This window comes from Pedobacter alluvionis (assembly GCF_003664035.1).
In the GTDB taxonomy this organism is placed as follows: domain Bacteria; phylum Bacteroidota; class Bacteroidia; order Sphingobacteriales; family Sphingobacteriaceae; genus Pedobacter; species Pedobacter alluvionis.
On record NZ_RCCK01000010.1, the window covers coordinates 728,000 to 741,876 of the forward strand.

The window sequence follows — 13,877 nt, forward strand, 5'->3', positions numbered from 1 at the left end:
GGAGGCTCCGGTCGGGCTGTTCGCTATATTCCCGATGAAGAATCGGGGGATAGCGCTTCCATCCCGTTTATTCACTAGGGCTCGTGCTGGTTAACTTAGTTTTTTTAACGCTAGCTATATAAAACGAAAATAGAAGTAATGCTGGCCACCTAAACCCGACTGGAACGTAAAGCCCGGAACGAGGTACGTGAGGACTTGAATCGAAGGCGGGACTAAAGAAACCGAAAAGCTTGTGTCGCTGCTTTCCAAAAAGAAACAAGATTAATGATTAGGAAAGGTGCTGTAGTATTTCATCGGAAGGATCCGGTCGGGCTGTTCGCTATATCCCCGATGAAGGATCGGGGGATGCCGCTTCCATCCCGTTTATTCACAGGGGCTCCGTGCTGATTAACTTAGTTTTTTTAACGCTAGCTATATAAAACGAAAATAGAAGCAATGCTGTGGCCACCTAAACCCGACTGGTGCGTAAAGCCCGGAACGAGGTACGAATGAGGACTTGAAGCGAAGGCGGGACTAAAGAAACCTAAATGCTTGTGTTACTGCTTTCCAAAAAAAATAAAATTAATGATTAGGAAAGGTGCTGAAGCATTTCATCGGAAGGCTCTGTCGGGCTGTTCGCTATGCCCGTGGAAAACAATTATTAATCCTTCTTCCCATTTTTACCTCCAATTTTCTTTACACTAAATGTAAAGTAATGCTGGTAGAGGTAGCTGAAAAGCGCCATTAAGACTGAAACCAGTATTCTCGAAAGCATTGCCAAAGTTGGGTAATCTCTCAAAAGTTCCAGCAAAAACTTCAATAAAACATAGTTTGCAAGTATGTTTATAAACTGGAGGTTTAAAAACCTGAAAAGCTGAACCCTTCCCTTTAATTCACTATGTGTAAATATGACATATTTGTTAAGTAAAAAACTGGTTGGAATAGCAATGATATAATCTATTAATAAGGAGGCCGTTTCCCTTTGCAGAACAATTACCCCAAAGTTTACCTCCTCAGTTTTAAAAATGAAAAAGTAAGCAAAATAATAACTTAAAATTCCCAATAATAAAGTGCCACCACCCGTAGCCAGATACCTGAAATTATGGATGGAAATAAACTTTTTAAAAGGGGGGTAAAAAAAATCTATTATTGCTAAAATTGCTATACGCATTACTTAAACTATTCGTTGTTACTATTGGGGATACTACAAATTGCATAAGCGATCGTCATCCTGAATTTATTTCAGGATCTTTCCTGCGATAAAGATGCTGAAACGAGTTCAGCAGGACGTGGTGGCTTTGAAATATGCAATTTGTTGTAAAGCCGTTGTTATTGGGCGCAATTTACAATTAAATTTTTATTGCCGCCGTAATTAGATCATTTAAGCTTTTTATTGATTATTGGTGTAATATGCCGGTTGTGCTATAAAATCGATTACCGCGCACCAGGTGTAGGATGGATGTGGCTGGATGCTCACGCCAACAGTATTCAGTTTATACTTTTGATCGAGCAAATTAAACCGGTGACCAAGCGAAGGCACACCACAATCTAACAATAAATGGCAGACAATATCCAAACTGTTCGAATAGCCAAAGTCGATATTTTCGCTCATGGCCTTATTGGGGAAATAGCTGGATAAACGTTTCGAAAATTTATCGCCGTTGCTGCTTTCGTGTGTATCTAAATTATTCCTGTTTAAATCTTGCGCATGGCTACGGCTTAAAGAGGTCAGTTTATCGTTAGGGTAAAATACCGGTAGATTTTTTATTCCCCTTAAATGCTTTAATAAAGAAGTATAATAGCTATTGTTACGGGTAATCCGCAGTTCGTTATAGTTTCTATATTGCTTTACTTTAGCATTATAATTGTTAATATAATCTTCTAAAAACGTGTAATAAAACTTTTCGCCATCAATGCGGATCAGGTTCATGTACATTACTACATTTTTTTCTTCGTTGGTTAAATAAGAAACATTTGCTGCGGTATTGGCCCTTCTAAATTCGGCATCTGTCCATTTTTGAGCGCTTGCACCAGTAACAAAAGTTAAAAATAAAAGGGTAGGTAGAAATAGTTTAAGCATCTAATGGTTTTCATGGATAACGCCTTTTGATGCAGATTATTTTCTGGTTGTGGATTTGGATGGTGTTTAGCGCACAGCGTTTTGCGGTTAGTGTTGAGAAGCTACAACAAAAAATAACCACGGAGCCACGAAGACACAAAGAAAAATAACCTTCGTGTCTTGGTGCCTTTGTGGTTAAAAAAGTAGTAGATTATAAGAACATACCGCCGGATGCTTCAATGCGCTGTGCATTAATCCATCTTGCATCTTCGGTACATAAAAATGCTACTACACCGCCAATATCGTCTGGTAAGCCCACTCGGCCTAAAGCAGTATTAGCAGCTATTCCGGCGTTAAGCTGGTCGTTATCTCGTACCACGCCACCGCCAAAATCGGTTTCTATAGCACCTGGAGCAATAATGTTCGATCTGATTCCTCTTGCACCCAATTCTTTTGCCTGGTATTTTGTTAAGGTTTCCATGGCACCTTTCATTGAAGCATAGGCCGCATAACCTGGGGTTGCAAAACGTGCCAGTCCGGATGAAACATTAATGATTCCACTACCATCATTTAATAATGGCAAGGCTTTCTGGGTTAAAAAGAAAGCCCCCTTGTAATGGATATTAACCAGGGCATCAAATTGTTCCTCCGTAGTATCAGCAAATGAAGCATGGATCCCAATCCCGGCATTGTTGATCAGGAAGTCGAATTTTTCTGCATTAAAAACAGATTTTAGTACGGTTTTAACTTCTGTAAAAAAGGCATCAAAAGTTTTAGAATCGCCAACATTTAACTGTATTGCTGCTGCTGGTACACCGAGCGCTTTTATTTCGTTAACTGTATCTTCTGCTTCCTCTTTTTTCGATTGATAAGTAACAATTACACTAATTCCTTTTGCGGCAATTTTTAATGCTGCGTTTTTTCCCAGTCCACGGCTACCACCGGTTACCAGGGCAATTTTATTTTGTGTTTCCATTTTCTTTTTATTTGTTAAACAAAATTAGATGGAAATTGGCTGTAAAAATGGTGACAGCTTAAGTAAAAATGGTGACTGTTTAAGTTTTATATGGTGACAATTTCCTTATTGGTAGCTAAAGACTCGAAATAAGCCTCCCGATATTGTTTTGGTGTTTGGCCAGCGAAGTGTTTAAAAAACTTGGTAAAGTTAGATGGGTCATAAGTTAGTGTCCTTGCAATTTCAGCAATAGGCATACTTACATTCTGCAACATCGATTTCGAAATTTCCATTAAACGCTCTTCGAAAAAGAAACATGGCGAATGTCCGGTAGCAGCCTTAATCGTGTTACTTAAATGAGTAGGGTGTACATGGATTAAATCGGCAAAATCTCTTACTTCAAACATTTCTGTAGCACGGCCAGATATGATGTCGTCAAGGTGTTTATCTAATTCTTTTAAATAATCTGCCGCAATTTCATGTCGACGGGCAAAAAACTTCTGTGGAATTTTCATATTAAAGAAATTGCTGTTTAAACAAATATAATATCCGGATAAATGAATATGAAATCTAAAAGTTATTTGTGACCGAAGGATTATTAAAAGTAAAAACCATTGATTTTTAGAGCAACTGCTTTAGATTTTAAAAGTTAATACTTATTTTTTGCTAAAGGGTAGATCAAAAGTACCATCTGTAACCGTTACTGATGTATTAATCGTGGTATTTTCATTTGGTGCTTTAAATGCAAATGTTCCTTTTAATTTATCCCCAGCTTCACTTGTAATCACCAAAGTACCACTTGTAGACGTAAATGAGCCTGTAGGTTTTGGTCCTTCATATAAGCTCCAATTCCCTCGGTTACGAGATCGTATGTGCCAATGCCTTTATAATCTGTTACTGAAAGAATCATTTGTTTATCACCATTTATAGTTGCAATCGTAAGTAAATTTCCAATAATTGGAGTGTTGATTGATATTGCTTCACCGGTAAAACCAATTGTGGTACCATCTCCCTTTGCACTTAAATTATTAGTGCTGTTATTGGTTTTCTGGCAGTTTAACAGTAACCAAACTGATCATAAATTGCCCCTCGCTAATGGTTTTACTTGTTGAAGTCAGGATGTTTTCTCCCTTAAACTCAAAAGTACCTTTAATATACTGTTTAGCCAGGTAACTGGTTATCTTTATTGCTCCTGATGTATTGCCTATGTAATCTGATGATCCGGATGTATCCAAAAGGTAAATCGCCTTGTTATTATCCGATAAATTATAGGTGCCAGCACCTTTAAAATCGCTGATTATTAAACTAAAGACAGTATTAATTTCTTTTTTACCCGAGATTCGGACACTTATTTGTCCATCTTCATCATTAACCTGGGCAGTAGCTAATGTACATTGCACCAAAACACCATCAACTTTAGCACTCATGGTTGACAATTCCCATTTCTGATGATAATCAATTTCTTTTTTGCAGGAAGATGTAATTAAAAGGCATAGAAGTGCCAAAAGCGGTAATTTCACGAGCGTTAATTTATTGGGTTAATTAATATGCTAAGATAAAGAATTTAGTTAGCGCTAATGAAAATGTATGCAGCTTTTTAACGCATTTTCTGATCCTAAGTAATACCAGAACGATTATCTGCTTCTGAATCTATTAAATTGATCTATCGCATAATTTCCGGCAGCTATCTTAGCGGTTGATTCGGTATAAAGTTTATGATAATGCTATGCTGAATTCAGCTTTGATACAAAAAAGTCGCAGGGTTTAAGCCTGCGACTTGATGAAACGGTCGTCATCTCGACTGAAGCATCGCGGAATGGAGAGATCTATCTCGAGGCAGATCTCTCGGCTTCGTTGCTCTCCGCTCGAGATGACGGATTATACTTTATGCCAACAATGCCTTCCAACTCACCGCTGATCCTATGATGTTTCTTAAATCGGCAATGGCTACACGTTCCTGCTCCATGCTATCGCGGTGGCGGATCGTAACCGTATTATCCTCTAAACTCTGGTGGTCAACAGTGATACAGAATGGTGTACCCACTGCATCCTGACGGCGGTAACGTTTACCAATCGCATCTTTTTCTTCGTAAATACAGTTGAAGTCGAATTTCAAATCATCCATAATTTCGCGTGCTTTTTCCGGTAAACCATCTTTTTTGGTCAATGGGAAAATGGCTACTTTGTATGGTGCCAAGGCAGGGTGTAGGCGCAATAAAGTACGGCTATCCTGTTTATCTTCGGTGCTTAAATCCTGCTCTTCAAAAGCATTAATCATGGTTAACAGGAACATGCGGTCTAAACCGATCGAGGTTTCGATTACATAAGGAATGTAATTGCCATAAGGTTTACCATCTTCATTTAAATCGTTATCAAAATACTGCATTTTCTTACCAGAAAACTCCTGGTGTTGCTTTAAATCGAAATCGGTACGGCTGTGGATTCCTTCAACCTCTTTAAATCCGAAAGGGAATTCGAATTCGATATCCGTTGCTGCATTGGCATAATGTGCCAGTTTCACGTGGTCGTGGTAACGGTATTTCTCAGGATTGGTTCCTAAAGCTTTATGCCATTTTAAACGTGCTTCTTTCCAGTATTCGAACCATTTTGTGTCTTCACCCGGGCGAACAAAAAACTGCATTTCCATTTGCTCAAACTCACGCATACGCATAATAAACTGACGGGCAATTACCTCATTTCTGAAAGCTTTACCAATCTGTGCAATACCGAAAGGAATTTTCATCCTTCCTGATTTTTGAACGTTCAGAAAGTTAACAAAAATACCCTGAGCGGTCTCCGGACGAAGATAAACTTCATCACTGCCCTCAGCCATGGCTCCAAACTGTGTGCTAAACATCAGGTTAAACTGACGTACATCTGTCCAGTTAGAAGTTTTAGAAATCGGGCAGATTACTTTATAATCAACAATTAAATCTTTTAGCTGTGCTAAGTTTTCAGATTTAAGCGCAAGGTTCATTTCTACTTCAAGTGCTAAACCTTTTTTTACAAATCTCCAGCTTGCCTCATCAACAAATGGATATTTTGCATTGTCTAAAATGGTCGCCTCATCTTTAAAACTTGGAATCCAGGCGGCTTGCCCTTCATCACTTAAACCCAATATCTCTTGTTGAAACTCCTCAAATTTAGCTTTGTTTTCTGCACTGAAACTGGCTAATTCCGAATATAATTCGTCAATTTTATTCTCTAATAACTGATCGGCACGGTAACGTTTTTTCGAATCCTTGTTGTCAATCATCGGGTCGTTAAAACCATCAACGTGTCCGCTTGCTTTCCAAACCTTTGGGTGCATAAAAATTGCAGAGTCGATCCCCACAATGTTTTCGTGCATCTGTACCATGGCTTTCCACCAGTAGGTTTTAATATTGTTTTTTAACTCGGCACCCAATTGGCCATAATCGTAAACAGCACTTAAGCCATCATATATTTCGCTGCTCTGGAATACAAAACCGTATTCTTTAGCGTGTGATATTACATTTTTAAATTGTTCGTCGTTATTCTTTTGAGCCATAATGCAGCAAAGATAATAAATAAGGTAAAAGGTAAGAGGTAAAAGGTAAAAGGTTTTTGATCAGCGTTAAAGGAACAGTGAAATTATGGTCTACCATAAAACTTAGATGCACTTAGGTGGCTCAGGTGGTCAGGTGAGTCAGAGGGGGGAAGGTATAAGGCTTAAGGTTTTTGATCAAGCTAAAATGGGCTATAAATTTGAAAATGTTGGCATTTAACTCAAGTGTCCTTAGGTAACTAAGGTGTTAAGGTGCGGCAGAGGGTTTAAAGATATAAGACTGAAGTTTTTATAAACACAAAACCGATGCTATCGTCATGCTGAATTTATTTCAGCATCCTTTATGAAAGGAATCAGGTATATGATCAGTCAGCTTATATGTTCTTAAATCTCTTATGTGGTTCAAAAGATTGAGGAAAGCAATAGCAGAGCTTATCCGTTTCAGATTTAACATTCTATTTTAACGCTTCCATCTTCCATTTTTTCCTACTTTTGAAGCATGAAATTCCATCATTTGCTATTTTTGGTTATTGTTGCAGTTTTTATCTCATACAAACCAGAAGAAAAAAAACACCACTATATTAAATTTAATACACCTGCGGAATTACATCAATTCTTAAAATGGTCGCCAGAAAACCGTTTTCCATTAATCAGTGCTCATCGCGGAGGTCCAATGCCTGGTTTTCCTGAAAATTGTATCGAAACATTCGATAATGCTACTACTTATAATCCGGTAATAATCGAATTTGATATTGCTTACAGTAAAGATTCTGTAATGGTGATTATGCACGATGATCGGCTCGATCGGACTTCTACAGGGAAAGGGCCAATTGGCAATTATACTTACGAGGAATTGAAAGCCTTTAACCTGAAAGATGAGGAAGGCAAAGAAACAAAATTTAAAATCCCCACTTTGGATAGCGTGCTGAGCTGGAGCAAGGGAAAAGTTTTGTTAACCATCGATTTGAAAAAAGGCGTTTCTTATGCAAAGGTGATTGAAAAAGTAAGGCAATATAAAGTAGAAAGTAATTCAATTATCATTACCTATACCGCAGATCAGGCAAAAGAAGTGCATCATTTGGCGCCTGATTTAATGATTTCTGCATCTGTTCAAAAGAAAGCCGAATTAAAACGCTTAAATAATATTGGTATCCCAAATAACCGGATTGTAGCTTTTGTTGGTGTTTCTGCTCCAGATAAAGAATTATACGAATACTTACATAATAAAGGTATTACCACTATTTTAGGCACAATGGGCAATATTGATAAAAGTGCCATTGCCAGTCCGGTAAAAAATGTTTATTATCATTTGGTTAACAACGGTGCAGATATTTTATCGGGTGATAATTTACAACAGGCATCAGATGAGTTGGATAAATTTAGGTATAACAAAAAATTAAGTTCACCGCATATTAATTAGCCAAAGATGGGAAAGGATGCACACAGATCGGTTTAACCAATTATTAAATCTGTGTTGATCTGTGTAAATCAGTGGTAAAAAACACAAAATGAGTATTTCAGTTAAAAATCTTTCTAAACATTACGATAATCAAAAAGCGGTCGACTCCATCAGTTTTGAGGCTAGACCAGGTCGTATTTTGGGTTTTCTGGGGCCTAATGGAGCTGGTAAATCTACCACTATGCGTATGCTTACTGGTTATTTGTCGCCTACATCTGGCGAGGCTGAAATTTCTGGTAAAAGCATTCTTTCTGATGGCATTGAAGCTAAAAAGCATATTGGTTACCTTCCTGAAAATACGCCACTTTATACCGATATGTATGTAAAGGAATTTTTAAACTTTGTTGGTCAAACGTATAAACTTGCCAATTTATCGGCGAGGATTGACGAAGTCATCAAATTGGTAGGCTTAACACCAGAACAGCATAAAAAAATTGGGATGTTATCGAAAGGATATCGCCAAAGGGTTGGCCTGGCCCAGGCGATTATTCATAATCCGGAGGTTTTAATTTTAGATGAGCCCACTTCTGGTTTAGACCCAAACCAACTGGTCGACATCAGGCAACTGATCAAAACACTGGGCAAAGCTAAAACGGTGGTTATCTCTACCCACATTATGCAAGAAGTTGAAGCCATTTGTGATGACATTATCATTATTAACAAAGGTAAAATTGTAGCAAGCGATTCACTAGAGGGACTTAAAAAAGCACATCAGCAACAATCATTAGAAGATATTTTTAGAAAACTTACTGCTTAAATTCATGCATAGCATAAAAATCAAAATTACGTTTATTGCCTTTTTGCTTTCAAGTCCGGTACTTTTAAAAGCTCAAAATAGCCCGGGCATTGGCGTTGCGGCCGAAATCGGTTTACCATCAGGTAATTTTTCTAACCTTTCAGGAATTGGATTGGGTGCATCAGTAAAAGCTGATCTTCCGGTTGCAGAAAGTTTTGCCATAACTTTAAATGCAGGTTTTATGAATTTTTTTGGACGAAGTAACCAACTTTTCAATGTGCAGGATTTAACCTATATCCCTGTAAAAGCCGGACTGAAATACCAATTGAGTGAAAGCTTTTATGCGGAAGGTCAGCTGGGAGCAGCACTACCTTTAAATAAAGATCAGAGAACCTTATTTGCCTGGTCGCCTGGTATTGGTAATCAATTCAAACTTTCAGGAGGAAATAAACTCGATTTAGGGATCCGCTATGAGGCATGGACAGGTAGAAACAATATTGCCGGCTTAAACAAATCCGATAGTAAAGGATTTGTGGGAATTAGGTTTGCCTATTTATTTGGGCTGTGAAACAATTATTGCAGGCAATTGTTTGACTTATTTTCGTTAAAACCCTACATTTTTCCATTTCCTTATAACTTAATACAACTTTTTGGAATAAATGTTTTTAATTTAACATTCAGATAATCAATATCTTATAGTTGGTGCTTACTATTTTTTGTTTTGTTTGTAACGTTTTTGGCATCATGCTTGTCTAAAAACACAAAATAATTAAAGAACAATAATTTAAAAAACAATGAAAAAAGTATTACTATCTTTATTAATGGTTGCAGGCTTAGGTTTTGCGGCTTCAGCTCAAACAGAAGGCGCGGTTCAAAAATTAAGCATTGGTGCTGAGTTTGGTTTGCCAACTGAAAAAAATTCTAACACCTTAATCGTAGGTGGTTCACTACAGTATGAGCATCCGGTAGCCAAATCTTTAAGTTTAACTGGCTCTGCTGGTTATTTATCATTAATGCTTACAGGCGACACTAAAGACGTTTTTAAAGCATTAGGACTTCCAACAAGTACAGGTGTGGTTCCATTAAAAGCTGGTGCTAAATACTATTTTGGTGGTAATTTTTATGGTGCTGGTGAATTAGGTGCTGCAATTAGCACTGAAACTGGCGGTAGTACTTTGTTTGCTGTTGCACCAACTTTAGGCGCATCTTTCTCGGTAGCTGATAAATCTAGTTTAGATTTCGGTTTACGCTACGAAAACTGGTCAGGTAATGGCAGTTCTACTGGCTTTATCGGTTTGCGTGCAGCATTTGCATTTGGTTTGTAGTCAAACAACATAATTATTTCAAAGCCTCCAAGAAATTGGGGGCTTTGTTGTTTATCAGCTATTTAAGGTTTCATCGTTTACAAAATAATTTTAACTATCAAGTTAGTTTGTTTATCATTGTACTGTTTTTGCCAAAACAGGCAAAAGCACGGAAAATAAAAAACAATTTTTATAACAACTCTCAAAATTATGAAAAGATTAGTATTATCTTTATTAACAGTTGCTGGCTTAGGCTTTGCAGCTTCAGCTCAGACAGAAAAACCGGTAACTTTTGGCGTAAAAGCAGGTGTGGCTTTTCCAAACATGACCATCTCATCTGGCAGCACCTCGGTAAGTTTTGATGCCAAAACTTCATTTTATGTTGGCGGTACAGCAGAATTTGCGGTATCGGATGTAATTTCAATCCAACCTGGTTTAACCTTTATCAGCAAAGGAACAAAATTTAATAGTGACAGCTTCGCTTTTGAAGATAGCGATTTTGGAAGCACAGAGAAAGTTACCTTAAACTTTAATTACCTCGAATTGCCAGTAAATATATTGGCTAATTTTGAATTGAACGGTTCGGGTAAAATATTTGTTGGCGCCGGCCCTTATTTTGCTTATGCGTTAAGTGCAAATGGCAAGTATGGATCAATGAAAGAGGACATTAAATTTGGTGAAAATGATTCTGAATTTAAACGTACCGATTTTGGCTTAAATTTTCTGGCAGGTTACCAATTAAACAATGGCTTTAATATTCATGCTGGTTACGGATTAGGGCTAAGCAGTATAGCAGATACAGATATCTCAGATGAGATTACCTTTAAAAATAAAGTTTTCTCAGTGGGGGTAGGTTTTTCTTTCTAAACCAAACCGAGAAATAAAGAAGAGGTTGTATCATAAGACAATATCTCCTCAGATTTTGTCATGTTGAGCCTGTCGAAACACATAAAAGTTATTTAACTAAGTCCTTCGACAGGCTACCATTGATGTTATTTTGCAAATATTTACTAATCAGTACTTTAAATTCTTTCGCATTTCCATCCAACTAGGCCAAAGTACTGTATCCCCGTTCTACTTAAACCCGGCCTAACAAATTTTTCGGGCTGCACTGCCTAAGCCAACATACTAGCTTCAAAAGAAAAATTTTCAGCCGGCAGTTTTTGTTTCTTTTTGATGCCAAAAAGAAAGAGCCCTTCGGCGGCGGTGAGCCGAGGCAAGACTGCGCCGTAGGACAAGAGAAAACAATTGTACGTCATTCATATTGATTTTAAACAATTAATTAACCCTCAGCATGACAATTCGAAATATATGATGCGGCCTCTTTTTAAATTTAAATATTGCTGATTTGATAATACATTCATTTAATCAATTCCTTTTAAATTTGCAGGAATAAATGGTTAACTTCGGCGTTTTAATAGCAGATGTACGCAGTTTTTAAACGCGAGTTATTCAGTTTCTTAAGTTCGATGGTAGCATACATTACCATTGGCATTTTTCTGTTGGTTTCTGGCCTGTTGCTTTGGTTTTTTCCTGATACCTCAGTGCTTGATTATGGTTATGCCGAGCTTGATGGTTTTTTCAGTTTGGTACCTTATCTTTTCATGTTTCTCATTCCCGCCATTACGATGCGCTCTTTTGCCGAAGAAAGGAAAGAGGGAACCTTCGAACTTTTAATTACCCGGCCCATCCAAATCTGGCAGATTATTGTGGCAAAATATTTAGCGAGCCTGGTTTTAGTATTATTTGCCTTAATCCCAACCTTAATCTATTATTATAGCATCTCAAAATTGGGTTTTCCTGAAGGAAATATCGATTCGGGATCGGTTATTGGCTCCTATATCGGTTTATTTTTATTGGGTGCAGCCTTTACAGCAATTGGTATTTTCTCCTCTGCATTAACTAAAAATCAGGTTATTGCATTTGTCATCAGCGCGGCCTTATGTGCATTTGCTTTTTTAGGATTCGATTATAGCAGTCAGATTGCCGCATTTCAAAGTATGGAGAATATCATTCGCAACTTAGGCATTAATCAACATTATACTTCGATAAGCCGTGGTGTTTTAGACACCAGAGATCTGATCTACTTTATTTCCTTTTCAGTACTTTTTTTATTGTTCACCAAATTAATAATAGGAGGTAAACGATAATGAAGCTGAAGAATAAATGGATTAATTTAATTATCTTAATAACTACACTGGTTATTATAAATATTTTAGGTCAGTACGTTTTCTATCGTTTTGATTTTACAGCCGATAAACGTTTTACACTGAGCGAAAAAACAAAAACTTTACTGCAGAAAAATGAAAAACCGGTAATGATTACTGTATTTTTAGCTGGAGAGTTGCCACCTGCATTTAAACGTCTGCAAGCTGCCGTGTCGGATATTTTATCTGATTATAAAGCTTATGCTAAAACGGAAGTTAAAGTGGTTTTTGTCGACCCCATAGCAGGGCTTAATCAGGCTGATCAGGATACAGTGATCAATAATTTGTACGAAAGAGGAATTGAAGCGACCAATTTAAGTGTTAAAACAGAAAGTGGGTTAACGCAGAAACTCGTATTTCCGATGGCCATGATGGAAAGTGAGGGTAAGGAATTCCCCATTAAACTTTTTCAGAATTTAGATACCCGTGGGAATTACGAAGACAATATCAACCGCGCCATTGAAAATCTGGAGTATATCTTTACTTCAAGTTTAAAGAAGGTGCTTTCGGGTGATAATCCAAGGATTGGCTTCTCGGAATCAAATGGCGAACTTTCTGATTTGCAACTGGCAGATGCCATTCACACCCTATCCAATAGTTATTTGGTTGGCCGTATTGATTTAAATAGTATTGATAAGGCAGGGCTTGATAAATTGAAAATGCTCATTATTGCCAAGCCCAGGAAACCCTTTACAGAAGCTGAGAAATACAAAATCAACTATTTTGTAATGAATGGCGGGAGGGTACTTTGGAGTATCGACCAGGTAAATGCCGAATTGGATAGTTTACGTGGGAAAAGCGGACAGATAGCTGTTAATAGTAATCTGAACCTGGATGATATGCTTTTTATGTATGGTGCAAGGATTAATTATAATATCATTGCTGATCCGGCGAACAGTGCCGAAATTCCGGTTTCAACAGGAGTTGTAGGCGGACAGAACCAGATGCAACTATTGCCCTGGATTTATTACCCTGTTTTATTGCCTGACACGGCTGAAAGTGTAGTGAAAAAGCTGGATGGTGTAAAATCTGAATTTCCCAGCACGGTAGATACTATCGGGGTTAAAGGTGTGAACAAATCGTACATCTTAAATACCTCTCCTTATAACAAAGTATATAATGTGCCAAAATTGTTTAGCTTGCAAATGGTAAGCGAACAGTTAGATCCGCGTTCTTTCCAAAGTAAATCGCAACATGTTGGTTTGATGCTGGAAGGTCAATTTCCGTCGGTTTTTGCCGGGCGCCCCTTACCAGCTTCCATTACGCAGCCTTATACCTTACAAAGCACCAGTAAACCGGCTAAAATGATCGTGATGGGAGATGGGGATATTTTTAAAAACCAGGTATCAGCGCAAAACGGAACGCCCTTTCCATTAGGTTTCGATCGTTATTCGCAACGTACTTTTGGCAACAAGGCGTTATTGCTCAACATTGTCGATTATTTTACAGATAATGATAACTTAATTGCTCTAAGGAATAAAGAAGTAAAGATCAGATTGTTGGATAAAGCCAAAATTAAGCTCGAAAAAACAAAGTGGCAATTTATAAATGTGGTGGCGCCCTTGCTATTGTTAATATTCTTTGCGATTTTTCAACATTATTACCGCAAATACAAGTACGCTAAATAATTTTTATATTTTTGAAGAAGACTA

At 37.6% G+C, this 13,877-nt stretch carries 13 protein-coding genes; 7 read left to right on the forward strand and 6 right to left on the reverse strand.

The features are described from left to right. Positions 1-640: 640 nt before the first annotated feature. From BCL90_RS03230 to BCL90_RS03255, 6 genes are all read right to left on the reverse strand, one after another. Positions 641-1,150, reverse strand: coding sequence for a GtrA family protein (locus tag BCL90_RS03230; RefSeq protein WP_121282586.1), 510 nt, complete (start codon positions 1,148-1,150; stop codon positions 641-643). A 219-nt stretch (positions 1,151-1,369) separates the two neighbouring features. Next, positions 1,370-2,059, reverse strand: coding sequence for a CAP domain-containing protein (locus tag BCL90_RS03235; RefSeq protein WP_121282587.1), 690 nt, complete (start codon positions 2,057-2,059; stop codon positions 1,370-1,372). A gap of 190 nt (positions 2,060-2,249) precedes the next feature. Further along, a complete protein-coding gene (locus BCL90_RS03240) occupies positions 2,250-3,014 on the reverse strand; it encodes an SDR family NAD(P)-dependent oxidoreductase (RefSeq protein ID WP_121282589.1) in 765 nt (254 codons plus the stop codon). Between the two features lie 86 nt (positions 3,015-3,100). Continuing rightward, positions 3,101-3,508, reverse strand: a complete 408-nt coding sequence (locus tag BCL90_RS03245; RefSeq protein WP_121282590.1) for a helix-turn-helix domain-containing protein — start codon at positions 3,506-3,508, stop codon at positions 3,101-3,103. Between the two features lie 522 nt (positions 3,509-4,030). Then, positions 4,031-4,513 (reverse strand): DUF6252 family protein, encoded by a 483-nt coding sequence (locus BCL90_RS03250; RefSeq protein ID WP_121282591.1) that lies wholly within the window; start codon positions 4,511-4,513, stop codon positions 4,031-4,033. 365 nt (positions 4,514-4,878) lie between these two features. Further along, positions 4,879-6,522, reverse strand: coding sequence for a glycine--tRNA ligase (locus BCL90_RS03255; RefSeq protein WP_121282592.1), 1,644 nt, complete (start codon positions 6,520-6,522; stop codon positions 4,879-4,881). A 496-nt stretch (positions 6,523-7,018) separates the two neighbouring features. On the opposite strand from BCL90_RS03255, the gene BCL90_RS03260 reads away from it, so the two are divergent. The 7 genes from BCL90_RS03260 to gldG all read left to right on the forward strand — a co-directional run bounded on the left by BCL90_RS03260 (position 7,019) and on the right by gldG (position 13,853). Next, positions 7,019-7,939, forward strand: coding sequence for a glycerophosphodiester phosphodiesterase family protein (locus BCL90_RS03260; protein WP_121282593.1), 921 nt, complete (start codon positions 7,019-7,021; stop codon positions 7,937-7,939). Between the two features lie 88 nt (positions 7,940-8,027). After that, positions 8,028-8,735: an ATP-binding cassette domain-containing protein gene (locus BCL90_RS03265; RefSeq protein ID WP_121282594.1), complete on the forward strand. Its 708-nt coding sequence runs from the start codon at positions 8,028-8,030 to the stop codon at positions 8,733-8,735. A 4-nt stretch (positions 8,736-8,739) separates the two neighbouring features. Next, entirely contained in the window at positions 8,740-9,282 is a 543-nt protein-coding gene (locus BCL90_RS03270) for a hypothetical protein (RefSeq protein WP_121282596.1), read from the forward strand. A 226-nt stretch (positions 9,283-9,508) separates the two neighbouring features. Next, complete coding sequence (locus BCL90_RS03275) at positions 9,509-10,039, forward strand: hypothetical protein (RefSeq protein ID WP_121282597.1); 531 nt, start codon at positions 9,509-9,511, stop codon at positions 10,037-10,039. 189 nt (positions 10,040-10,228) lie between these two features. After that, a complete protein-coding gene (locus BCL90_RS03280; protein ID WP_121282599.1) occupies positions 10,229-10,885 on the forward strand; it encodes a porin family protein in 657 nt (218 codons plus the stop codon). A gap of 557 nt (positions 10,886-11,442) precedes the next feature. Next, complete coding sequence (gene gldF, locus BCL90_RS03285) at positions 11,443-12,168, forward strand: gliding motility-associated ABC transporter permease subunit GldF (RefSeq protein WP_121282600.1); 726 nt, start codon at positions 11,443-11,445, stop codon at positions 12,166-12,168. Then, the gene (gldG, locus tag BCL90_RS03290) at positions 12,168-13,853 is read left to right on the forward strand and encodes a gliding motility-associated ABC transporter substrate-binding protein GldG (protein WP_121282601.1); all 1,686 of its coding nucleotides are present in this window, start codon (positions 12,168-12,170) and stop codon (positions 13,851-13,853) included. The genes gldF and gldG overlap by 1 nt, the downstream gene beginning before the upstream one ends. Positions 13,854-13,877 lie beyond the last annotated feature (24 nt).